The following is a 24,098-nucleotide window of genomic DNA, read 5'->3' as shown; positions in this document are numbered from 1 at the left end:
AAACAATTCCGAAAAACACGAGGTATTGTGCGAAAAAGAGAGAATTAATGAGATTTATGGAATAAACACAAAGTAATATGGGATAAATGCTATGTGCAAACGTTTTTACAAAGGATTTATTGTATTGTATGATGTGGGCGAGGATAAAGCGCTTTCCAATCAGGAATATGGTTGAGATTTCAAAATATACATATCAGAAAGACATGACCAGCGAACTTTTTGAAATCGTTTGCGCATTTTCCGCATTTGTAAGCGTAATAATTTTTCTTAGGAGGGGTTAGCTTTATGAAGTTCAAAAAACCATTTAGAAAAGCGCTGATACTGGCCGCAGCACTGACCTTGGCCGCATCCATGACCGCCTGCGGAACAAAGGGCAATAGCGGCGGGGGGAATAACGTGAATACTCCTGCGCCGTCAAATGCAGCGGATAGCAATAAGGGGAATAATGCAGCGGTGCAGGATGGAGAGCTGGTGCCAGAGGAGGGAGCAGAGCTTCTGGTGTGGGAGAGCAGAGAAGAGGTTGCCTTTACCGAGGAGATCGCCAGACAGTTTGAGGAGAAGTACGGCGTTAAGGTGAAGATTGAAGAAGTAGCCGCTACCGATCAAGTGGGCAAGTTAACGACGGACGGACCTTCCGGATTAGGCGCAGACGTGGTCATTATTCCGCATGATCAACTGGGGAATGCAGCTACATCGGGATTAATTCTGGAGAATGACGTCTTTGCGGAGGAGACGAAGAAGAACAATACCGAGGCTTCAATCATCGGCGCTACATATGATGGAACGCTGTACGGCTACCCGAGAGCGGCTGAGACGACCGCTTTGTTCTACAACAAATCGCTCGTTCCGGAGCCGCCCAAGTCCTTTGAGGAATTAATCGAATTCGGCAAGACGTTTACGGATAAGTCCAAGAAAAAATACGCCCTGATGTGGGAGACGGGCAATATGTACTTCAACTATCCGTTTATTGCTAGCGGCGGCGGATATCTTTTCGGAGACAACGGTACAAACAAGGATGATATCGGCCTCGCCAAGGAAGGCGTAGCTGAGAGCATGAAGGTATATCAAAGCCTGGCTGAAATTCTGCCGGTCAAGAGCGGGGACATTAACCCGGATATCAAACGCGGCTTGTTCGGTGCAGGAGATGTAGCAATGGACATAAATGGACCGTGGGAGGTTGCTGGCTACAAGGAAGCTCTCGGCGACAATCTGGCGATTGCCCCGATCCCTGCGGTTAACGGAAAGACGGCTATTACTTTCTCCGGCATTAAAATTTACACGGTAAGCTCTTTTGCGAAATATCCGAATGCCGCGAAATTGTATGCCCAATTTGCTACGACCAAGGAAGCGCAATTGCTGCTGAATGAGAAGATCGGCTCGGTGCCTACGAACCTCGAAGCGCTGGAGGCCGACCAAATCAAGAACGATCCGATCGTATCCGGCTTTGCCGAGCAGGCCAAAAATTCGGAGCCGATGCCTTCAATTCCGGAAATCGGAAACGTGTGGGCGCCTGTCAACGCAGCTTTGGCTGACATTTGGGATAACAAAACCGATCCTAAGACGGCAATGGAAAAAGCCATTACACAAATCAAGGATTTGAACAACGGACTGGCTGCGGAGTAATTTTTCGGCCTTAGCGGGATCACCCGCCGCAACCTGCGGCGGGTAATTCCTTTGATGATCAAGGGAGAGGAGAAGGAGGAGAAATGAGCCGACACCGAACACGGGCAACAATACTGTCGTCACTCTTGATGGGCCTCGGCCAGATCTATAACAGGCAATACGTAAAGGGTGCGCTGCTGATCGCGTTTGAAGCCGCATCTGTGATTTATTTTATCCTGAATCTGAGATATGCGCTTTGGGGAATCGTCACGCTAGGCGAGAATCCGCGGACCTCCGCGAACTTGCAGCCCGGAGAGTATGACCATTCCATCTTTATTTTAATTCAAAGCTTGATCACGCTTATCTATCTCATCGTGTTCTTGATCGCTTATTACATTAATATACGGGATGCGGGAAAAATAGGCGCGCAGCGCGACGAGGGCAAACCGGTCCACAACTTCAAGCAATCGGTTCGTTATGTTCTCGATTATAAATTTGCGCAGGCGTTCCTGAGCATTCCCGCCATGGGAATATTATTCTTTACGATTATGCCGATTATTTTCATGGTGATGATCGCCTTTACCAACTATTCAGCGCCGAACCACGTGCCTCCGGGCAAGCTGGTCGATTGGGTCGGCTTTGAAACGTTCAAAAACCTGCTCGCACTCAAAACCTGGAGCCATACCTTCTACGGGGTACTAACGTGGACGGTCATCTGGGCCGTTTTGTCCACGGTGACGACTTATTTCGGAGGCCTGCTCGTCGCGCTACTGATTAATCAGAAGGGCATTCGCTTCAAAGGGTTCTGGAGAACGATCCTGATTCTTCCGTACGCGATTCCGCAGCTGATTTCACTGCTGGTGATGAGAAACATGTTTAACGGCGAGTTCGGTCCGATCAATCAGTATCTCGGCTACTTTGGCTTATCTGGACTGCCGTGGCTTACCGATCCTTTCTGGGCTAAGGTCACGGTCATTATCGTCAATATGTGGGTAGGAATTCCAGTATCGATGCTCCTGATCATGGGCGTGCTGACGACGATCCCCCGGGATATGTACGAAGCCGCCGAGGTGGATGGGGCTAGCGGCTACCAGAAGTTCCGCATCGTTACCTTGCCGATGATCCTGTTCACGACGGCGCCTACGCTTATTGCGCAGTTTGCCGGCAACATCAATAATTTCAATATGATTTTTCTGCTGACGGGAGGAGACCCGGTCAAGGGGGATTACCAATACGCCGGAGCTACGGATTTGCTCGTTACCTGGCTCTACAAATTGACCTTGAACCAGAACAGGTACAATATGGCTTCCGCAGTCGGCATTATCATATTCCTGATCATCGCCTCATTCTCAATTTATAACTATCGCAGGACGAAGTCGTTTAAAGAGGAGGACATGATCCAATGAGCAGGCGAAAAATTCGGAATTACATACGATTAACAGCTAGTTACATTACCTTGGGGATCCTGGGGATCTGCGCCATTTACCCCGCCCTCTGGATCGTGTTCGGCTCGCTGCGGCCGGGGACGTCTCTTTACAGCAAGACCCTGCTGCCAGAGACGCTTACGCTCAAGCATTATGTTGAGCTGTTTAATTCCAGGACGATTCTGTTCCCGCAGTGGTACATGAATACGCTGAAGGTGTCCATATTTTCGATGCTGCTTGGCGTAACGCTGACCTTGCTAACGAGCTATGCCGTATCGCGGTTCCGTTTTAAAGGGCGGCAGAATGCGCTATCCGTCATTTTAGTGCTCGGGATGTTCCCGGGCTTCATGAGCATGATTGCCATCTTCCTGCTGCTGAAGGAGATGCAGCTGCTCGATACGCATCTGGCTCTGATCCTGGTCTATGCGGCGGGGGCTCCATTGGGGATGACGCTGATCGCCAAAGGATTCTTCGACACGATTCCGCGCTCTCTCGACGAGGCAGCCCGGATAGACGGGGCGAGCAACTTCCGGATATTCACATCGGTTATCCTGCCGCTCTCCAAGCCGATCTTGACCTATATGGCTCTGCTGCAGTTTGTCGGCCCGTGGGTGGACTTTATTTTTGCCAGATTGATTTTGCGGAGCAAGGATAAATGGACGGTCGCGGTTGGCATGTGGGACATGGTTCAGGCCAATCAGAACTCGAACTTTACGATGTTCGCTGCCGGAGCAGTGCTCATCGCCGTGCCGATTACGATTCTGTTCATGTTCATGCAGCGTCTGCTTGTAGATGGACTTACGTCCGGGGCAAGCAAGGGCTGATGGGTGCCATGGCAAAAGCCGCATCGAGAGCGGAGTCTAAAGCATGTTGCAGTTATGGCTGTCGATGCGGTACAGATGCTTGTCCAGGAGGCTAAGGCCGAGCTAGGGTGCAAAGCATGAGTCCAACATATTTTAATCGGATTACACAAGGTATAGACTCGGTTATTCGGAGACTATACCTTTTTTTGAAAAATATAAAGAATGTCATAGAGCCACCGAATTTATCACTTAGGGGGGACTAACACAATGAAGCGTTGGGGCCGGATTCAGCTTCAGTCGGTCGGCGTAAAAATTTTCATCGTTTTATTTGCTACGGTCGTGCTCTTGTCTGCCGTGCTTGGCATCAGCTCGTACCTGATGTCCAAGCAGATCATCCGCGGACAGGTAGGGCTCGCGTCATCGCAGGCGATTGAGCAGGCGGCGGACAAGCTGGATTTATTGCTTGCGGAATATGAAGCGATTTCGCGGCAGCTTGCCGTCGATCAAATGCTAAGGGCCGATCTGGAGACCGTTATCAGGCCGAATGTCGATATTATCAAGAAAACGGAGGCGGAGACGCGGATTCGCAGCAAGCTGGACGCCATGCGGGGCTCGGATGACCGCTTGGTGGGCATCCGCCTTATTTCGCCGGGGAACCTCTCGAATACGTATGCGAGCTCCGGCGCCAGCGCTCCGAGCAGCGAGGCTTCCGTCAAAGCAAGAATCACAGCGATACAGAGTGCACAGGGCAAGCCGGTCTGGATTCCCGGGCTGAAGAAAGGCTTCTTCGAGACCTACGCCAGGCCGTCGGTGACCATGGGAAGATTGCTGCAAAACTTGAAGTTCCCGGAGGCCGAATACATACTTCTCATCGAGATCAAGGATGAGGCATTGCTGCAGACTCTATCCAATCTAAAAATTGGCCGGTCCGGCGAGGTTCGGATTTTAACCGCGGATAACACCATTGTTCATGCGCCGGATCAAGAGCTGATCGAGGCGAAATCGCATATCGGACTGGACGAAGGGCAACTGCAGAGCACAGAGCCCTTCTTCACGACAAGGGATGAAGCTGGAGTTAAGCAGCTTGTCGTATACAGGCAGCTCCAATCCGTGGATTGGCGGATTATCGGGTATGCTCCCGAAAGCGATTTTCTCCGGGCGGCGGACAAGCTGATATGGATTACGGTATTCGTTCTGCTTCTAGCCATCCTGGTCGCTCTGACCCTTGGGTATTATCTATTCCGGATGGTTGGCAAACCGCTCAGCAAGCTGTGCCTGTTAATGGAGGAAGGGGAGCGGGGGAACCTCAGGGTGAGGACGAATTTTACGAGCCGGGACGAAATCGGGCGGCTTGGGCAGAGCTTTAACAGAATGCTGGAGCAAATATCCTTGCTGGTCTCCCGGACCAATACATCCGCCGGGGAGCTGCTGACTACAGCGGAGCATCTGGCCAAGGCTTCAAGGGATACCTCGCAGTTTGCAGGCGAGATTGCTTCGGCTACCGGGGAGATCGCTGCCGGCGCAGCGAATCTGGCAGTTGAAGCGGAGAAGGGCGTGGATATCGCAGGCGGAATCGGCAGGCAAATGGGTAAAGTCATGAGCCTGAACTCTGCCATGGATATATCCGCCGGGAGGGTCATTGAAGTCAGCCGGCAGGGCCGGGAATATATGGACAACTTGGTCGAAAAGACGGAGTCGGTGTCCCGGATGACCGGGCTAATTGAAGAGAATTCAGCGAAGCTGAGTCAAAGCACCCATTCTATCCGGAACATTCTTAAGCCGATGGTAGAGATGACGAAGCAGACGAATATTCTCTCTCTTAATGCTTCTATAGAGGCATCGAGAGTCGGCGCGGCAGGCAAAGGCTTCATGGTCATCGCCGAGGAAATCCGCAAGCTGGCAGCAGGTTCAAATGACGCTATACAGACTGTGTCGGCGATGACGGAGGAAATTCAGCAGGCAATCGAGGAAACGGTCAACGTCTTGATGCAGGTTACCCCGCTGTTCGGAGAACAGCTGCTGTCGGTGAAGGAAGCTTCCATGATTTTTCAGAAGGTGTCCGAGGAAATGGCAAGGTTCGTTACTGATATTCAGAGCTCTTCAGCATCGGTTCATGAGCTGCGGGCCTCGCAGCAGGTGCTGTCCGAATTCATTGCCAGCGTAAGCTCTGTTGTGCAGCAAACGACGGCATCTACGGAGGAGGTAGCCTCGATGTCCTCCGAGCAGTTCAGAGTCAGTGAGGCGCTGGTCGGACTGTCCAACCGATTGGAGGGACTGTCGGAGACGCTGAAGCAATCGCTGGGCTCCTTTCAGACCGGCTCCGAAGGCGCGGACAAGACAGTGTCGCGAGTATAGAGCGAGTAAGCCAGGCCATGTCGCCTGGCTTTTTGCCGTTCAGGAGAAGAGCAGAAAAAGCAGCTGAAGCTGATGCTGCATAGAGAGAGCTGGCAAAGTAGTTCATACTTCTTAGGGAGTAAGCATTGGGCTCTGTCGTGCAGAAGGGCCAGCAAGATGCCTAATGCAGCTTATGAAGAGCAGGCGAACCGGTGTATGCAGCGTTAGAAAGAGTAAGGGAAGAAGCTGCGCTCCTCGAACGTAAAGTAAATGTAGAAGTAGAAGTAAAGATAAATGTAAAAGTAAAAGTAAAAGTAAAAGTAAAAGTAAGATGAACTTTAGGGGCAACGGCAAGAGCAACGGCAAGAGCAACGGCAAGAGCAACGGCAAGAGCAACGGCAAGAGCAACGGCAAGAGCAACGGCAAGAGCAAGGGCAGGAGCAACGGCAGGTACTGTCTCTGGAGCTGTGCGTCAGCTTCTTAGGGAATGGTTATAACGAAAAAAGAGGAGCTGTCCTCTGAACTGGATGGAACTCCCAGTTTTTGTTTTGCATCAAAGCGGTTCGTCTTTGAAATATTAACCGAAAAATGGATGTGGAATATATACGTTACAGCAAAGGTAATATGAAGGAGAAACCTTATTTTTATAAAAAAAGTACAGGAAAAACGGATTGAAATATTATAATAAATTAATCCTATCTATTTAGTCGTGTTTGTGATAATATAACGTCTGTAATGAACTTAATAAATGACAACCCATGGTCAAATATTAAGTAAAAGGGGGAGTTTAAAGATGGAAACTTTGCAAATCATTCTTAACATAGCGGTTATGCTCATATTGATCGGCATCCTTTTCTGGATGCAGAGGAAACATATATCCTTCACAAAACGAGTATTCACCGGGCTGGGGCTGGGCATTCTGTTCGGTGTGGCGCTGCAGCTGATTTTTCCGCCCGGTTCTGCGGTCATCGGGAAATCGGCAGACTGGTTCAATATTGTTGGCCGCGGTTATGTCGGTCTGCTGCAAATGGTCGTTATTCCGCTGATCATGGTATCGATCATATCTGCAATTATGAAGCTGAAGGGAAAACAGAATCTCGGCAAAATCAGCGGACTGATCATCGCTGTGCTGCTGATCACTACGGCAATTGCCGCTTCGGTAAGTATCATTACTACGCTTAGCTTTGATTTGAAGGCGCTGGAGATTCCGGCCGGAGAACGTGAAATCGAGCGCGGCGCGAAGCTGGAGCAGCGCCTTGGGGATGTGGCGGATAGAACAATTCCGCAGCAAATCCTCGATTTCATTCCGACAAATCCTTTCGCTGACATGACAGGCGCACGGAGTACATCTACGCTTGCGGTCGTTATTTTCTCCGCATTTATCGGCGTTGCTGTGCTGGGACTGGACCGGAAGAAGCCGGAGCAAGCAGAGACGTTCCGCAAGATGGTGGATGCGCTGTATGCCGTCGTCATGCGTATCGTAACGCTCGTGCTAAGGCTGACGCCTTACGGCATTCTTGCGCTTATTACGAATACAGTGGCAACGACGAATCCGCAGGAAATTCTGAAGCTGATCAAATTCGTCGGGGCCTCTTATGTAGCTCTGATTGCCATGTTCATCATTCATCTTATCCTGCTGGCCATTTTCGGATACAATCCGGTGCAATACGTTAGAAAAGTTCTGCCGACGCTTGTGTTCGCCTTTACTTCGCGCTCAAGCGCAGCGACGATTCCTCTGAACGTCGAGACGCAAACGAAGCGGCTTGGCGTGTCTGACGGCATTGCGAATTTGTCGGCTTCCTTCGGGGCGACGATTGGCCAGAACGGCTGCGCCGGCATATATCCGGCGATGCTCGCTGTTATGATTGCGCCGACGGTAGGCATTAACCCTACAAGCTGGGATTTCATTCTTACCCTGATCCTTGTCGTCATGATCAGCTCCTTCGGAGTCGCCGGCGTTGGCGGCGGAGCGACCTTTGCTTCCCTGATCGTCCTGTCTACGATGAATCTGCCGGTAGCCCTGGCGGGTCTCCTGATCTCCGTCGAGCCGCTAATTGATATGGGACGCACGGCGCTGAATGTGAATGGCTCGATTGCGGCTGGTGTGATTACCGGAAAGACGCTTGGCGAGAACGATCTAGAGGCGTTCAAGCGCCATGTCGATATCGATGTAGCCCAGGCGTAGGAGCCTGCATCCAATAGCGACGCAAGATTTACCTGAAAAGAAGACAGCTTGAGGGATATCCTTGGGCTGTCTTTTACATTAGGTAAGAAGTGCCCTCATTCGTTCTTTCAAATTAATATATTTTTAGCGGAGCTAGATCATTTAATACCCGATGCGGCCGTTTTCCCTTTTAAAGTACGCCCATGACGTTTTTATTGTTAAGATTCCATGTTTAATACAGGAAGAAATTAACTGTGAAATCGGCTTGTTTTTGGTATTCTTGAAAATAAGGGTGAATGGAGAGAGTGTTTTCTCTATTGCTTGCTAAGTATTTGCACAATAGGGTTTTAATTCTTGATACTTTTTGCCTGGAACGCCGTATATACTATTATACATGTGAGAAAGGTGGTGTATCGGTAGATGCATGCATGGGTAATTTGGCTGATTGCCGCCGGGATATTGTTAGTGCTTGAAATGATGACTTTAACCTTTTACCTTCTATGGATGAGTATCGGGGCGGCTGCGGCTGCCGTGGTAGCCTGGATTGCTCCGGATGCTATCCTGCTCCAGGTCATTACTGGCTGCGTAGTCGCGCTTGTGCTGACAGCATTTACGAAACCGCTAGCGAAGAGACTGCGGGCGTCCAAAGGGTACGAGGATGCTGGTACCGAGCTTGTGGGGAGACAGGGAGTCGTGGTTGAAGCGATCGAACCGGGCCAGTATGGCATCGTGAAAATCGGGGGAGATACATGGAGCGCCACGTCGACTCAGCAAATCGGAAAGGATGAGCTGGTGAGGGTAATGAAAAGGGGAAGTACAATTATCGAAGTAGAAAGATGGGAGGAATTCATTTAATGGAATGGGCGATTATCGTCGTTGTCGTCGTCGTCGTATTTGTATTCATTTCGCTTACAGTAAAAATCGTGCCTCAACAGCGCGTCGGAGTTGTAGAGCGGCTCGGTAAATTCCACCGCCTGCTGACTCCGGGTCTGAACATCCTGATTCCGGTCTTCGACCATGTTCGGGTGTATCACGATCTGCGGATCCAACAGGCCAACGTGCCGCCGCAAACCGTTATTACGAAGGATAATGTTCAAGTTCAAATCGATACAATCATTTTCTATCAGGTCGTCGGACCGGAGCAAGCAACGTACGGAATCTCTGATTACGTATACGGTGTTCGCAACATTACGACGGCAACAATGCGTCAAATCATCGGTAAGATGGAGCTCGACGAGACGCTGTCCGGCCGGGAGAAAATTTCCTCCGATATCCGGATTGCCCTCGATGAAGCTACTGAGAAGTGGGGCGTGCGGATCGAACGGGTAGAGGTTATCGATATTAAGCCTCCGTTGGATATCCAGGATGCAATGGATAAGCAAATGAAGGCCGAGCGGAACAAGCGGGCCATCGTCCTCGAGGCGGAAGCGGCGAAGCAAGACATGATCCTTCGCGCGGAAGGGGATAAGCAAAGTAAGATCCTGAAGGCCGAGGGTGACAAAGAAGCGCGTATTCGCGAAGCGGAAGGTCTGCGTCAAGCTCAAGAGCTGGAAGCGCTTGGGGAAGCCAAGGCGATTGAAGCGGTTGCCGAGGCAGAGAAGGCCAGAATCCAGATGCTACGCGAAGCTGGCTTGGATGAGCAGGTGCTCGCGTACCGTTCCTTCGAGGCATTGACCGAAGTGTCCAAAGGATCGGCGAACAAGGTATTTATTCCTTCGAACGCGATCGAGACGCTGGGCAGCATCGGCGCGATCGGTGAAATGTTCAAGAGCAAGGAAGGCAAGAAGTAGAAGTAGAAGTAGAAGTAATCATTGCCTAAATTAAAAAGTCAGATGAATTAAAGGAATGGGTGTTCCAGAAGTCATCATTGATGGCTGAGGGGCGCCCCTTTTTTTCAGAAAGCTATCGATTTCTGCAAAATTGTTTTTGCGGAAGCCTTTTTTTGAGGAATCAATGCTGAGGAATCAATGCTGAGGAATCAATTTTAAAGAATCAAATTTGACGAATCAATGTTGAGGAATCAGTTTCTCCTTGCCTGCATCCTATTCTTTAGCTCATCCTATTTAAGCTGTTGAACTCGAACACTAAAGTCCGTTCTTTGACTTATTTTATATAAGCTATCGGACTCGAACGCTAAGCTAGCTCTTTATCCTATGTTGTATAAGCTATCGAACAGAACACTAAGACCGCGCTCTTTAGCCTATGCTGTACAAGCTATCGAAGTCGAACACTAAAGTCCGCTCTTTGTCCATGTTGTATAAGCTATCGAACCGAACACTAAAGCCGCTCTTTATCCTATGTTGTATAAGCCAGTGAACTCGAACGAACACTAAATGGAATTCATGTATCTAATTATGCTCTATACGAACGTTTTAGGGGAATAGTTGGATTTTATGTGCCTAACATCAAGAATTCCGCCCATGATCGACAGTTCCCTTCTTCTAATGACATGAAATCCATTTAAATCTGCTTTCCTTTCTTTGCTGCAGAAATTAACTACTATAACGGTTCAACCCCCTAAGTTTGGACACTTTCCACATCATACTTAGGAAATCACATTATAGCGCAATTTTCTTTGGGTTAATCAAGCCCGCGGTGACTAAACGCAAGTATTCCTTGGGCGGCCAATCGTAGAGACTGCCGTGGATGCGTTCTGTGTTGTAGTATCGAATAAATCGGTCGACCACTGCAAAAGCCTCTTCGTAGGTTTCAAAACAATTCCGCTGGTAGCATTCTTGCTCTACAATGCTGTGGTACGACTCAATAAAAGCATTCTTGTTTGGCGTTTGGTTGGGGATCCTTTCATGCTCTAACCCCGCTTGCTCGCAAAAGGCATGGAACGCTTTGCTAATGAACTGCGGCCCATTATCCGTCCGGATCACCAACTTGTGTTCTTGTTCGTGGATTCTACGTTTAAAAAGCGCCTTCTGGATCGTACGCAAAATGTCTTCTGTGCTGCAGACCTTTCCACGGTAATGGGCGACAATGCTCCGGTCAAACACGTCAATGATGCTGGCCAGGTAGAAATGTCGGCGTTTGCCGGCTACGTAACCATACTTAATATCCATTTGCCATAGCTGGTTTGGTCCGCTCACAATACGGTTATTGGCGAGCTTTTTAGGTACGGGGTTTTTCAACTCTCGCTGTGGATGGAGAATCCCCATTTCTTTGCAGAGACGGTAGGTCTTCTTTTTGTTAATAATTAGCCGGTATTTTCGCCGCAACAACGTCGTCAGCTTCCGATAGCCGAAGGCAGCGTTAAGGCCTTGAATCAAGCGTCTGAGGTATCCTTTAATGCGAGCATCTCCTACCTTTTTTCCATCCTTGTCATAGGAGAAGCCTGGAACAGGCCGACCGCTGCTGACTGGCTGCTGGCGTTCAGGATGCTTTAGGCGATAGTAGTAACTTGAACGTGGGACTCCACATAGAAGGAGCACCTTTTGAACGGGATACCCTTGCTGAATCCAATAGATAGCTACTTCCAATCGGGATACTTTTTTTTTACCAGGTCTCGTAGAATGCTGTTCTCGAGCTCTTTTTCGCCTAGTAGCTTCATGGCATCGTTGTATTTCTTCTCTAGTTCCTTGAAATTGGCTGCATCCTGCTTCATTTTTTCTGCATCGTTTTGCTTCTTTTTCATAAGGTCACCCACCTCATCTTGATACTGGCGAACCCACTGGCTTAACGTTCTAGGAGACATTCCATGCTTCCGGGCTACTATCTCCGTCCGATAACCCGAGAGCACCTCTACCACAAGCTCCTTCTTCGTTTCATTGGGGCACCTAAATCGTCTTTTCATGGATTCTAACTCCTCACTCATTTTAGTGTATCTGAGGTGGATTAGAGTGTCCAATTGGATTAGGGGGCTAAATAGATAAATCCATTTAGAACGAGAAGCCTCCGTGACTCATGCTCGCTAGAATGAGAAATCTGCGATTCATGTCCGCCAGAACATGAAATTCGCGATTAATGCTCGGCGTAAAGGGAGGTGGAGAGCGTGTTTGGTCACATCAATCTTTTAAAGACAAATATACGTTCTATGCGAGAAAAGAGGATATATGTTCGTATATTGAACATAATATCCTCTTATTAGCTTAATCCATTTAACTCCAAGGGAGTGTTTTTCTTGTTGATGCGATGAGCCGATTATTTGTTTTTATCGGAGGACAGCTGATTTTTCAAACGCTGCAATTCATCGTTTACGGCCGGGTCGTTGTCCGGGTTCGGTGTGTCTGCGGAGAAGGGGCTGTAGCCGGATTTGGCCATGCCGGCCTCCCATTCGGAGATTTTCTCCTCCATACGCTCGAAGCCTCTTGCCGCAGCTCCGCTATAGGTGCCGTGGCTGAAATTCGGACTTTCCGTACGGTTCGATTCCTCTACTTTACGGGCGCGTTCCGCCAGCTCTTTCCGTTTTTCCTTAAGCCGGACGAGCTCTTCCTTCGCATCCTTCAAGCGCATCTCCAGCTCAAAAACCTGGCTCTTGGCTTGTTTGGCGCTAGCTGCAAACTTCTCGGCATCATCCTGGTACTGGATTTTTGCAGCGGCTGCTCGGCGGGCGGCCTCTTCATTTCCTGCTGATAGGGCTTCGAGAGCTTTTTGCTCCATCAGTTGGGCATTGCGTTCGGCATCAAGGCTTTTCTGCTCATGCACTTTGACCGCCGTCTGCCGTTCGCGGAGCAAATTCTCCTTTGCTGCAATGTCTTCCTCCAGGTTTCTCAAGTACTGGCCTGTCATCAGGATGGGATCCTCCAATTTGTTCAGTACCTCGTGAATGGTGGCTTTTGTCAAGTTGGACAGTCTATTTAATATGCTCATGTTCAAGACTCCTTTTCGATTGTATAATTTTAACAATATTAATCATTAACTAGTTGAATTAGAATTTTGAGTACTGCTCGTCATATCCATAATCGTTGTAGTCGTAATGCATTCCAGCTGGCTCTTTCGGAACGATCAGGCTGGCGATCAGGTAAGCGGCCACGACGGTTCCGAAGCTGCAAATTGCTGCGATCAGGGCGATCAGACGAACCACGGTTGAATCCATGTTGAAATAGCGGGCAATACCTCCACAGAGGCCGAAAATTTGTTTATCTGTTCTCGAACGGTATAATTTTTTCATCATACTTCACTCACTTTCATATATTGTCATCGGGATGCTGCAATCCGTTTGTTTATGACTTTATTTTATCGGTTTTCCGGGAGAGGCATAACGGGCTGGGGACGGTTTTTGACCTCGACCATAGTCGGGCCTGCTCCTCGTCGAAGGTGGGGGTAAAGGGCTGGGTTGATAAACTTTTTGAGAGGGGACGGTGAAAACGGAAGGGCGTAGCCGGTTGGTTAGTGAGAAGCCTCGGCGGAAACAATGATCGGGTGATGCCGTACAGTGTGAGCTCTTTCGGGGAAAGTGTGGTCGGGTGCCTTGTTGTGGTTGCTGGTAAGGATAATCTTCTGCTTCCTAGGAAGAGTCGAGGGCACTGCTGCTCCGATGGAAGCTGGATGAGGAAAAAGGTAACTGGTTAAGGAAGAAAGAAAGCCGGATGAGGAAAAAGGTAACTGGTTAAGGAAGAAAGAAAGCTGGATGAGGAAAAAGGTAACTGGTTAAGGAAGAAAGAAAGCTGGATAAGGAGAAAGGTAGCAGGGTAAGGAAGGCAGAGAAGGTAAGCGGGCAGCGAGAAGCCATACAAAAGTGAAGGAGTGGGCGTCATGAGGATCGTGGTGCTGCATGGAAGCACAAGACAAGGCGGTAATACGGAAGCGCTGACGGAGGTTGCATTGGAGGGTCTGGAGCGGACGGATATTTATCTCCGGGAGAAAAAAATATTGCCAATACATGACCAAAGGCATGACGAAGGCGGATTTGACCCGGTAGATGATGATTATGACAGCATTGTTCGTGAGGTGCTGAATCACGATATTCTCGTGTTTACGACACCGGTTTATTGGTATGGGGCCTCGGGAATATTAAAGAACTTTATTGATCGCTGGTCGCAAAGCCTCCGAGATAAACGGTATGATTTCAAGGCTTCCATGGCGAGCAAGAAGGCCTATGTTATCGTGGTAGGGGGAGACAATCCCCGAATCAAGGCGATGCCGCTGATTCAGCAGCTTAAATATACCTTTGATTTCGTAGGGATGCTGCTGGAGGGCTACGTTATTGGAAAAGCCAGCCGACCTGGTGATATCGCCGACGATTCACGGGCGCTGGCCGAGGCGCAGTGGTTGAACTATGAGCTGAAAAGGGAGATCGGCCGTTAATCCCTCGGTGGCGGCAAGGCAACCTCGGATAACCGGGGCAGGACTGTCATATCGGCGGCCAGTGAGCGCCGCGCAGCTTCCCGCAACGGAGGATGCACTTGTGCTGCCGGACAGCCAACTGGAGTACAGCATTGCGACGGATACCACATCAACAGCTCGGTCAGTTCCGAGCGGGGCAGATACGGTACGGGCACTGTATCAACTGCTGAGTTCCGACGGGCGCAGTCACGGTACGGGCACTGTATCAGCTGCTCCGAGAACAGCTGTCATGTTTCAAGTACTGTATCACCCACATAGTTAGCTCCGAGTGCAGCAGTCAGAGTGCAAGATAGTACCAGCCCTTGTCAGTTCGCGCACAGCATTTGCAGTAGGCAGGCCTTGTGCCAGGGATTGACCAGCAGGCCCCTACAGTTCCCAATATACGGTGGCAGTTGGATAAGTGCAGCCGTTCGGCCCCTGAGAAGGCTAGGAAGAAGGTCTAGGACTGCCAAAATTCATAATTGTAAGAAAAATGGTGTGTTGAGCGGCCGAGTGAATAATAACGAACATAGGCGTCCAGAGCCGACGCGCTCCGAAGCTCCGAAAGCAAGACGGAGCTTAGAGGAGAGCGGGGGCTTTGGACGCTTCTTTATGCAAACGTCTTTTGCTTGAATGCTATTTATATTTTCTCGTATTATACAGTTTTAACATTGCAGGATTATGATAAGCGTATGGTTAATTTATAGGGGAAAGTTTATATGCGTAATTTACAGGGGAAAGTGCAAGCATAAGAGGGAGGCGAGGTTGAGCATGGCTCATGTAATTAATTTTGCGCATCGAGGCGCAGCGGGACATTGTCCCGAGAATACGATGATCGCATTCAAGCGTGCTCTGGAGCTTGGGGCAAACGGCATCGAGACCGATGTGCAAATGACGAAGGACGGACAGCTGGTGCTTATTCATGACGAGACGCTGCACCGCACGACCGGATCTCCCGAATGGGTTAAGGACGTGACGCTGGCCGAGCTGGCGGAGAAGGATGCGGGCTCATGGTTCCATGAGGATTATCGCGGAGAGACTATTCCGACGCTTGAGCAGCTGCTCGAGTTCGTGAAGCCGCTGGACACGATCATTAACTTGGAGCTGAAGAACGGGGTCGTCCGGTATCCAGAGCTTGAGAACAAGGTTATCGAGATGGTTCGCCGATATGGACTGGCTGAGCGCGTGATCATTTCCAGCTTCAATCATTATTCGTTAGTGGAGTGTAAACGGATTGCTCCGGAGATTCGTACAGGTATTTTGTATATGGAGGGGCTGTATGAGCCATGGGATTATGCGAAGCGAATAGGCGCGGATGCTCTGCATGCCTTCCATTATGCTGTCATTCCGGAGCTTGTGGCCGCTGCTTCCGAGCAAGGAATGCCGTACCATCCGTTTACGGTTAATGAGAAGAGCGAGATGCAGGCGTTGCTTCATGCTGGAGTAGCAGGCATTATTACCGATTATCCCGACCGCTTGGCCGAGCTGCTGGCGGCTGAAGGGGGTTAACGGATGAGACGAACGTGGCTGCTTGGTCTCGGCTTTTTCAGCATTAGCATAACGTGGGCTTTATATAATGCGTTTGTACCGCTCTTTTTGGACAACTATTTAAAAAGCGCGGCCATGATCGGATTCATGATGACGATCGATAATTATTTTGCCATGTTCCTGCAGCCGTGGATCGGCCACCGCAGCGACAAGACGCGCAGCAAGTATGGAAGGCGGATGCCTTATCTGCTCATCGGCATGCCGCTTGGCGCCGTGTTTGCCACGTTGATTCCTTTACATACGGGGTTTGTGACCCTGGTTATTTTTATGGTGCTGATGAACCTGTCCATGAGTATCTTCCGTTCTCCCACCGTGGCGCTGATGCCGGATATTACACCGGAGAACAAGCGTACCAAAGCCAATGGAATTATCAATTTCATGGGAGGGCTGGGCTCCATTCTGGCTTTTGGGATCGGTTCGCCGCTGTATAAGCTGGCTCCTTATTTGCCGTTTTTGTGTGCAGGGCTGATTATGCTGACCTCCATGGTTATCTTGAAGAGCGTCATCAAAGAGCCGGTACTTCTGACGGGATATGGGGATGGCAGCAGCAATCCGTTCCGGGCAGAAGAGGAGACCCGCAATCCGGTAAGGATCAGAGAGCAGCTTGATCCTACGACCTTGTTCATTCTGGGAGCGATCTTTTTCTGGTTCGTCGCTTATCAGGGAGTCGAGGCTCTATTTACACTTTACGGGACAAAATACATCGGCATGAGCGATAACGAAGCCGCCTTCTCCTTGACGTTCTTCTCGCTGGCTTTTCTGGCGTTCGCGCTGCCCAGCGGCTGGCTTGGCGCAAAGTTCGGCAAGAAGAGAATCATCACGATCGGCGTGTTGGGCCTGTTCGTGATCTTCGGCTCGCTCGTCTTCGTTCAGTCCGTATGGCTGCTTCGAGCCATGCTGATCATCGGCGGGTTGTTCTGGGCCTGCATCAATATTAACTCCTATCCGTGGATCGTAGCGACGGGACGGGAGGAGAGCATCGGTACGCGAACCGGCATTTATTACTTCGTCTCCTCGCTTGCGGCTATCAGTTCTCCGCCCATGCTTGGCTGGATCATCGACTTGTTTGGATATCCGGCGCTATTCGTCAGCGCTTCGCTCGGCATGCTGTTGGCGTCGCTATGCTTGATCGGCGCCAAGTCCGAGAACCGATCGGCCGGCAAGGGCTCTATCGATCAGGCTCCATCGGCGCTGCCGTAGGCTGATTCATATTAAGAACTTTTAAGCATAGCTAAGCTCAGATTTATTTATGATGCTAAAATAAAAAACTCGGCACTTTCGCCTATCGGCGATCGTGTCCGAGTTTTTTTGGCTGGCGGGAATTACGGAATCAGGCGGATTTCTTCGTACCGCGAATCGTAAGGCCTAAGGCAATAAGCGAGATGACCAGTGCGGCGGAAGCCAGGATGATCGTCCATGTCCCAATAGGGCTTCCGTTCTCAGCCGCTTCCAGCTCCGATACGGGTGCAGCGGCGGTCTCGGCGGCGGCTTCCGTACCGCTGTTTTGATCGGTGCCCTCTACGGAAGAATTCCCTTCATGGCCGGCGCTGTTGCCTGCCTGATCGCTCTCATGGCCGTTGTCATGACCGTGTGAGTGGCTTGCGCTCGCTGAGGCCGAATCCGCATCCGTGCTTGAGGTGACCACGGTGATGGAATGCGGCTTCTCGCTGCCTTCGTCGCCCGTCCATTCGACTATGCTGCCATCGCTATAGTATTGAAAAGCATCCCAGGCTAATTCGGCATCGCTGCCCGGATTTTTGGCCACGAAATCGAACTGCTGGAACTCACCGGGCAAAATGCCTTCGCCCTCTGCCGTCCAGGTGACAACAGTAATTCTCTCCGCGCTGTCCTTTGTGAGCTCTACCTTCCAGTCCGGGATGGCGCGATATTGCTTGAAATCGAGGCCTTCCGGAATTTTCAGGGCCACCTTGACCGTAGGGATATCTTTCTCAACGGGAACCTTGATCGTGTAGGTCTCCCAGGCTCCTGGAGCCGTCGAGGCCGGACTCACGGTGACATGCGCGCTGGCGATGCCGGTGAACAGCAGCAGGCTTGCGGCCACAGCGGGAATCAGAGCCATTGACTTAGCCCATATGGCGGTAAGGGATGGAAGCTTTTTTCTCATACGTTTAAAAATCTCCTTTCAAAAATTATATTCAAGGTAATCACGGCTTACCTGGTGCCGACTTGAAACGTAAAGCTCTTGTCGATTGTGTCCAGGGATGAGAGCAGGACGTGAACGTTAAGCCTCCAGCTTCCGCCCCTCGTCACTAGCGCCGTGCCGTTTAACGGAGCGGTGCCATCTCCAGGAAGCGTAAGCTCGATCGCTCCCATGTCCATATCACGGGAGGTCAGGGTGAGTGTAATTTGCTCGATGCTGTCCAGCGGATTTTGTTCAGGATCCAGCACGGTAACTTCAAAACGGTTTTCACCGACGGTATTTGGCGTCACACCCACTGTAATATGGTAGCCGTCTGCGGTCGCTGCCTTTAATTGGATCGGACCCGGGCTGGCCAGGGCCGTTGGCATGTTCGACAGGATGGCAGCCAAGATGAGTACAATCAATCCGGCAGCAAATTCGATCCAGACTCCCGTGCCCAGAGGGCGGGATTGTGTGCGGCCGCGCAGGAAGGCGGAGAAGCCAAAAGCCAGCATGACCAGCGTAAGGCCGGCCTTCGCGAGCAGGATCTGGCCGTAATTGCTATACAGCAGGGCATGCCATGTCGGTACATGGAGCAGGCTGGCGTATAGGCCCGAACAGAGCAGAACCGTGACGCAGCCCGCGGCAAGCATGGAGAAGCGCCGAATCGTCTCCCAGTATACTCCCCGTTTAGCGTCGGGATCATTTCGCAGTGGTCCCGCAGCAGCAGGAAGGAGAAAAGCGAGCGCGAGCAAGCCTCCCAGCCATAAGAAGGAGGACGCCTGATGCAGAAAGTTCATGGCGATGGCCATGCTTCTTCCGCTTGCTGCGGCTGCGTGGCCGATAAACGATTTGGCGAGCAGAATGCCAAGGCTGGCAAGGAGTGCCGCTGCGGCCGTCCAACTTGCTGCAAAGCGTCTTTGTTTGCCGGCAAAAGCAGCGAATACCGCGGTGAGTCCCGTCAGCAGGAGAAGCAACGCCATTTCGGCAATCCAGGCTTTTCCGAACGAAGTGTGGCTTAGCGTTTCGTTGATCAGCGCCGGACTCCATGCTTGGCTCCACGGGACCCCGGCATCGATTGCCGTTTGCTGCGGCAGACTGAGCCCGATTCCTGCTGCTGTCAGGAGAAGGGAAAGAAGGAGGAGCCTTTGGCTTCGCTGCCAAACTGATGATTTGGCAAAGCCCTCCAGGTGCTTCCGAAGCCTGGCGGATTGAAGCTGATCAGAGCGAGCCTTGTCTTTGCTATCGCTTGGCGAGGCATCTCCCAAGGGAGCCACATTCTTCGAGGGAGCTGAACCACCTAATGGAGCTATATTCTTCAATGACTCCGCATTCTCCGGGTGAGCTGAACCGTCGAATGGAGCTTTGCCATCCATCGGCACGGTCGCAAAGACTCCTAGGCTGCGGCGCGGCAAAAGAAACAAATGAAAGAGAAGCACGCCCATATATATGGCCAAGCCGCTATATTGGAGCCAGCGAACGATAAGAAGGCCTGCACCTGGCCAATCGTCTGTCCCGCCGCTGCCAAATTCGTTGAATGCAGGGAGGTTATGCTTGGCTGCGGCATCCCCGATGATAAAAGGAAACGTACCGGTAATCGCATGGCCATCGCTCGACAGCACTTTGTAATTCACGGTATAAATTCCTTCCGGTAGCTCTGGCCGCAGGTCCGCGATTAACCTGGCCGGATTCGCATCATCGATCCTGGACTCTCCAATGACAGCCTGCTGGCCCGAGGGGTCCGTGACTTGAAGAGAATGAAAGGCGTTTTCGATGGGCTCGTTAAAGGTAATGCTAACCGAAGCGGGAGCTTCCTCCAGCACTTCGTTCTCTCCGGGGGATGATGCCACAATGTAGGCGTGGGCGGATACAGATGCAGGAGATGAGAACAAGAGGCAGCAGAACAAGAGAACGGTTAACGCCCTGGCTGCATAGCGTTTTTCCAATGCGTAAATCACTCCTTCTCTTAGTTTGCAATGACATATATCACAATAAACTTCATTTTACAGTGATTTAATCGGGGTGAATATGACCTCATCGGGCTATATTAGGGTACTGAAAACGGAAAAATTGACATTTTTGTGAAACTTCTTGCGGTGTAGGCATAATAACGGGTGGAGTAATGCCTAACTTATGAGGCTAAAGATTTAAAAATGACCCATAGTAAGATAAAATAATGAAGATCTAATTTTGAAGGAGGATACGTAAAGTGGCATCGAACATCAAAGTGGGTATCGTAGGATATGGGAATCTAGGACGCGGCGTGGAAAAAGCAATCAAGCAAAACCCGGATCTTGAGCTCCGCGCAATTTTTTCAAGAAGAAACCCGGATGAGGTGGCGGCGGCTAGCGGCGTCGTGCATATTTCCGAGTTGGAGAAGTACAAGGGCGATATCGACGTGTTGATTCTCTGTGGGGGTTCGGCCACGGATCTTCCGCAGCAAGGGCCCGAGCTGGCCGCAATGTTCAATACGGTGGACAGCTTTGACACACATGCCAAAATTCCGGAATATTTCGAGAAAGTAAATGCTTCGGCTTCCAAGGGAGGAAACGTGAGCGTTATCTCTACCGGCTGGGATCCAGGCTTGTTCTCTTTGAACCGTCTGCTCGGACAAGCTATCCTTCCCGAAGGGAAGGAGTATACTTTCTGGGGTAAAGGCGTCAGCCAAGGGCATTCTGATGCGATTCGCCGCGTCAATGGCGTCAAGGGCGGCGTGCAGTACACGATTCCTGCTGAATCGGCAGTAGATCGCGTGCGCAAAGGGGAGAACCCGGAGCTGTCCACCAGAGATAAGCATATCCGGGAATGCTATGTGGTTGCTGAAGAAGGAGCCGATCTGCCGCAGATCGAGCGGGAAATCAAGGAAATGCCGAATTACTTTGCGGATTACGATACGACGGTGCATTTTATAAGCGAAGAAGAGCTGAAGGAAAAGCACTCCGCCATGCCGCACGGAGGAAATGTGCTGAGAAGCGGCAGAACGGGAGAGAACAACACGCAAATCATCGAATTCGGTCTGAAGCTCGACAGCAATCCCGAATTTACGGCAAGTGTGCTTGTAGCCTACGCCCGCGCAGCTTACAAGCTGTCTCAAGCTGGCGAATCCGGGGCAAGAACGGTATTCGACATTCCGTTTGGCCTGTTGTCGCCTAAATCGCCGGAACAGCTTCGCAAAGAGCTGCTGTAATACTGCAATAAATGTTGCAGTGAAATGCAATGAAATTGCAAAGAGACTGCAAGGGGCTTGCAAAGAGAAACTGCAAGGGGCTTGCAAAGAGACTTTAAGGAGATTGTAAAGAGCTTGCAAGGGGCTTGCAAAAAGACTGCAAAAAGACTGCAAAAAGACTGCAAAAAGACTGCAAAAGAGCTTGCAAGGAGCTTGTAAGGAAACTGCAGCGGGCCTTACGGTAAACAATGCCGCCTGGGAGAGTGGATTTCCCGGGTGGCCTTTGTTTTTGGGGTTGTTGATGGTAGTAGCGCCCTGCAGTTTGCTAAATAAAACGTAAGGTGTAGCTTTTTTTGGTGGAAGGGATCGGTTAACGGACCGTAGTTCCGCTATCTGCCCAAAAACGCCGAAATTTGCGTGCTAACGGACCCAGGTTCCGCTATTGCTCCTAAAATGGGCTAAAATGAGGCGATTAGGGTCAAATAACGTCTTCTGTGTCCGTAAGAGTGCAAAATATCGAGTAAATCGCGAAATAGCGGATTTGTTGTCCGTAAGGATGGGAAGTTACTCTGATACTATCAAGACTTCAAACGCTAAGAGGAGCAATCCTAACTATAGCGACCACCGCATATCACATTTTCCCCTCAAAGTGACTCTGTGCGCGGCCCAAGCAATTATTCGTTCGAAGTGACTCCGTGTGATTCCGTGCACCATTCCAACTACCTTCCCCTCGAAGTGACTCTGTGCGTGGCCCTAGCAATATTAGCTCGAAGTGACTCCGTGCGCCATTCCAACTACATTCCCTCGGAGTGACTCCTTGCACCGCCCCAGCCACCTTTACCTCATAGTAACTTATGCACCGCCCTAGCCAACTCTACCTTACACGGTAACTTGCAATAACCAATCTACTATTGGCTCTCAGCAACTCCTTTGCCACGAAAAGTTGATCCTGGGCTATTTCTACAATCGATGCACTTGTTCACCTTCGTCCATAGTCCCAACTCCACACTCACGCATGCACAAATCGTACCCTCCGCAGTCCGAACTCCGCACTCACGTATGCACAGCTCGCACCCTATGCACACTTCAAACATTCATAGCCCACACCCCCCAAGCCCGTATCCTCCCGGAGGAGAACTAAATACTCAACCACACAGTCCCCAAAGGCACATCCTGACGCGCCTAATAACCAACAGAACAACCAACAAAACAACCAACAAAACAACCAACAAAACAACCAACAAAACAACCAACAAAACAACCAACAGATTAAGCTACTTAGCAAGCTTTGTAATAGCCCCAGGGAGTTGACGAGACTCAAAATGTATGTGATTTTAGTTACAAAGTCCTCGGACTATTATGACAATTCTGCGAACTCGGGGGCTGCAAAGGGTCATTGTGAACAATTATCAAAATCGCCGAATTTGGCGTTTTTTGAACGAATACGGCCGAATATCGAGTTTTGAGGGGGAGGGAAAAGCAGTGTATTTTCATTTAATTGTAAATATATTACATAATTGCCTTTCTCTATGGTTTGTTTTTGTTTTTAGTGAATCCTAACATTGTTCATAGATGTAATGCTAAGTTCTCACGTGACACTTTATCACGCTGTAGCAACCTCGTGAAAACTTACTGCTTAGAAAGGGGTAACGGAATCTATGAAAAGAAGAGGGCTGCTGTTAATTGCATTTTCAGCGCTGCTTGTCTTCCTGTCCGGCTGCAATACTTTGACGGTATTGGATCCGAAAGGACCTGTAGCCAAAACTCAATCCGACGTCATTATATTCTCCATCATCACGATGGCGTTTATACTGCTTGTCGTTTACGTGCTTTATGTTTACATGCTTACTAAATATCGAGCATCCAAAGCTGCTCCGGACTACGAGCCGCCGCATGACGAAGGAAAGACCTGGCTTGAAATTACCTGGACGGCGTTCCCGCTAATTATCGTTATCATTCTTTCGGTAGTTACGATTCGCAGTACGAATGCAGTTGAAGCTGTTCCTAAGGATTATCAGGATCAAGAACCAATGATTATTTACGCAGCTTCCTCCAACTGGAAATGGCATTTCAGTTATCCGGAGGAAGGAATTGAAACGGTCAACTATGTAAATATCCCGACTCACCGTCCTGTCGAGTTCCGCCTGTATGCATACGGCCCGATCACAAGCTTCTGGGTGCCGCAGCTGGGCGGCCAGAAATACGCGATGAGCGACATGGTGACGAAGCTGAATCTCGTTGCCGAGCATGAGGGCTCCTTTATGGGCAAGAATGCAAACTTCTCCGGTGAAGGCTTTGCCCACATGGACTTCGAGGTGCTGGCTATGAACCAGAAGGAGTATGACAAATGGGTGGAGGAAGTCAAAAGTACGGCTTCCGATTTAACACCGGATGAATTCCAGAGCTTGCTTGATACGAAGCATGTCGGCAGAAAAACATACACATCCACACATCTGACGTTCATGCCGCCTCCTGAGGGGGAGCATGCCGGACATAACCACGGCGACTCTGCCGCGAAATCGGAGCTCGATCAGTTCCAAATGGATCCGCTTGAGACCGATGGCAACGGAAGCGCAGAGATGGATCACTCGGGGCACAATCATTAATTGAGCGAGAGCCGGGAGCTCGCAAGTAATAAATCGAGCAG

Annotated in this window: 21 protein-coding genes; 15 read left to right on the top strand and 6 right to left on the bottom strand. The window is 50.2% G+C overall.

Annotation, left to right across the window (positions count from 1 at the left end; all coding sequences use genetic code 11):
• The first annotated feature begins 285 nt into the window (after window positions 1-285).
• The 9 genes from BN2762_RS09245 to BN2762_RS09215 all read left to right on the top strand — a co-directional run bounded on the left by BN2762_RS09245 (window position 286) and on the right by BN2762_RS09215 (window position 10,117).
• On the top strand, window positions 286-1,623 hold the full coding sequence (locus tag BN2762_RS09245; protein WP_055106729.1) for a sugar ABC transporter substrate-binding protein: 1,338 nt from the start codon (window positions 286-288) through the stop codon (window positions 1,621-1,623).
• Between the two features lie 83 nt (window positions 1,624-1,706).
• The gene (locus tag BN2762_RS09240; RefSeq protein ID WP_055106728.1) at window positions 1,707-3,008 is read left to right on the top strand and encodes a sugar ABC transporter permease; all 1,302 of its coding nucleotides are present in this window, start codon (window positions 1,707-1,709) and stop codon (window positions 3,006-3,008) included.
• Window positions 3,005-3,850 carry a sugar ABC transporter permease gene (locus tag BN2762_RS09235; RefSeq protein WP_055106727.1) on the top strand — a complete coding sequence of 282 codons (846 nt, stop codon included), beginning with the start codon at window positions 3,005-3,007 and terminating at the stop codon, window positions 3,848-3,850. Before BN2762_RS09240 ends, BN2762_RS09235 begins: the two co-directional genes overlap by 4 nt.
• Window positions 3,851-4,096: 246 nt before the next feature.
• Window positions 4,097-6,184 carry a methyl-accepting chemotaxis protein gene (locus tag BN2762_RS09230; protein ID WP_055106726.1) on the top strand — a complete coding sequence of 696 codons (2,088 nt, stop codon included), beginning with the start codon at window positions 4,097-4,099 and terminating at the stop codon, window positions 6,182-6,184.
• Between the two features lie 191 nt (window positions 6,185-6,375).
• A complete protein-coding gene (locus BN2762_RS28045; RefSeq protein ID WP_262362800.1) occupies window positions 6,376-6,498 on the top strand; it encodes a hypothetical protein in 123 nt (40 codons plus the stop codon).
• A complete protein-coding gene (locus BN2762_RS26845; protein ID WP_154674766.1) occupies window positions 6,495-6,647 on the top strand; it encodes a hypothetical protein in 153 nt (50 codons plus the stop codon). The genes BN2762_RS28045 and BN2762_RS26845 overlap by 4 nt, the downstream gene beginning before the upstream one ends.
• A gap of 309 nt (window positions 6,648-6,956) precedes the next feature.
• Window positions 6,957-8,348 carry an L-cystine transporter gene (locus BN2762_RS09225; RefSeq protein WP_055106725.1) on the top strand — a complete coding sequence of 464 codons (1,392 nt, stop codon included), beginning with the start codon at window positions 6,957-6,959 and terminating at the stop codon, window positions 8,346-8,348.
• A 399-nt stretch (window positions 8,349-8,747) separates the two neighbouring features.
• Window positions 8,748-9,182 (top strand): NfeD family protein, encoded by a 435-nt coding sequence (locus BN2762_RS09220; protein WP_055106724.1) that lies wholly within the window; start codon window positions 8,748-8,750, stop codon window positions 9,180-9,182.
• Window positions 9,182-10,117 carry an SPFH domain-containing protein gene (locus tag BN2762_RS09215; RefSeq protein ID WP_392391573.1) on the top strand — a complete coding sequence of 312 codons (936 nt, stop codon included), beginning with the start codon at window positions 9,182-9,184 and terminating at the stop codon, window positions 10,115-10,117. Before BN2762_RS09220 ends, BN2762_RS09215 begins: the two co-directional genes overlap by 1 nt.
• Before the next feature lie 768 nt (window positions 10,118-10,885).
• Here the strand turns inward: BN2762_RS09215 and BN2762_RS09210 are convergent.
• The 4 genes from BN2762_RS09210 to BN2762_RS09195 form a co-directional block, all read right to left on the bottom strand.
• Window positions 10,886-11,896, bottom strand: coding sequence for an IS3 family transposase (locus tag BN2762_RS09210; protein ID WP_148499853.1), 1,011 nt, complete (start codon window positions 11,894-11,896; stop codon window positions 10,886-10,888).
• On the bottom strand, window positions 11,803-12,147 hold the full coding sequence (locus BN2762_RS09205; protein WP_230202464.1) for a transposase: 345 nt from the start codon (window positions 12,145-12,147) through the stop codon (window positions 11,803-11,805). The genes BN2762_RS09210 and BN2762_RS09205 overlap by 94 nt, the downstream gene beginning before the upstream one ends.
• A gap of 326 nt (window positions 12,148-12,473) precedes the next feature.
• Window positions 12,474-13,142: a PspA/IM30 family protein gene (locus BN2762_RS09200; protein WP_055106722.1), complete on the bottom strand. Its 669-nt coding sequence runs from the start codon at window positions 13,140-13,142 to the stop codon at window positions 12,474-12,476.
• Between the two features lie 58 nt (window positions 13,143-13,200).
• Entirely contained in the window at window positions 13,201-13,446 is a 246-nt protein-coding gene (locus tag BN2762_RS09195; RefSeq protein WP_316246779.1) for a PspC domain-containing protein, read from the bottom strand.
• A gap of 581 nt (window positions 13,447-14,027) precedes the next feature.
• On the opposite strand from BN2762_RS09195, the gene BN2762_RS09190 reads away from it, so the two are divergent.
• The 4 genes from BN2762_RS09190 to BN2762_RS09180 all read left to right on the top strand — a co-directional run bounded on the left by BN2762_RS09190 (window position 14,028) and on the right by BN2762_RS09180 (window position 17,345).
• Entirely contained in the window at window positions 14,028-14,579 is a 552-nt protein-coding gene (locus BN2762_RS09190; protein ID WP_083484835.1) for a flavodoxin family protein, read from the top strand.
• A gap of 61 nt (window positions 14,580-14,640) precedes the next feature.
• Window positions 14,641-14,880, top strand: coding sequence for a hypothetical protein (locus BN2762_RS27595; protein ID WP_222861049.1), 240 nt, complete (start codon window positions 14,641-14,643; stop codon window positions 14,878-14,880).
• 488 nt (window positions 14,881-15,368) lie between these two features.
• On the top strand, window positions 15,369-16,106 hold the full coding sequence (locus BN2762_RS09185; RefSeq protein ID WP_055106721.1) for a glycerophosphodiester phosphodiesterase: 738 nt from the start codon (window positions 15,369-15,371) through the stop codon (window positions 16,104-16,106).
• Window positions 16,107-16,109: 3 nt separating this feature from the next.
• Complete coding sequence (locus BN2762_RS09180; protein ID WP_055106720.1) at window positions 16,110-17,345, top strand: SLC45 family MFS transporter; 1,236 nt, start codon at window positions 16,110-16,112, stop codon at window positions 17,343-17,345.
• Between the two features lie 130 nt (window positions 17,346-17,475).
• On the opposite strand, the gene BN2762_RS09175 is transcribed toward BN2762_RS09180, so the two are convergent.
• Window positions 17,476-18,270: a YcnI family copper-binding membrane protein gene (locus tag BN2762_RS09175; protein ID WP_055106719.1), complete on the bottom strand. Its 795-nt coding sequence runs from the start codon at window positions 18,268-18,270 to the stop codon at window positions 17,476-17,478.
• Between the two features lie 47 nt (window positions 18,271-18,317).
• Window positions 18,318-20,231, bottom strand: coding sequence for a copper resistance CopC/CopD family protein (locus tag BN2762_RS09170; RefSeq protein ID WP_074048606.1), 1,914 nt, complete (start codon window positions 20,229-20,231; stop codon window positions 18,318-18,320).
• Between the two features lie 263 nt (window positions 20,232-20,494).
• Between BN2762_RS09170 and BN2762_RS09165 the strand changes: the two genes are divergently transcribed.
• Window positions 20,495-21,472 carry a diaminopimelate dehydrogenase gene (locus BN2762_RS09165; protein ID WP_055106717.1) on the top strand — a complete coding sequence of 326 codons (978 nt, stop codon included), beginning with the start codon at window positions 20,495-20,497 and terminating at the stop codon, window positions 21,470-21,472.
• Window positions 21,473-23,109: 1,637 nt separating this feature from the next.
• Window positions 23,110-24,057 carry a cytochrome aa3 quinol oxidase subunit II gene (qoxA, locus tag BN2762_RS09160; RefSeq protein ID WP_055106716.1) on the top strand — a complete coding sequence of 316 codons (948 nt, stop codon included), beginning with the start codon at window positions 23,110-23,112 and terminating at the stop codon, window positions 24,055-24,057.
• Window positions 24,058-24,098: the final 41 nt, after the last annotated feature.

It is taken from the genome of Paenibacillus ihumii, assembly GCF_001403875.1.
In the GTDB taxonomy this organism is placed as follows: domain Bacteria; phylum Bacillota; class Bacilli; order Paenibacillales; family Paenibacillaceae; genus Fontibacillus; species Fontibacillus ihumii.
The sequence above is the reverse complement of the archived record's forward strand: the minus strand, read 5'-3'. Positions and strand labels throughout refer to the sequence as shown.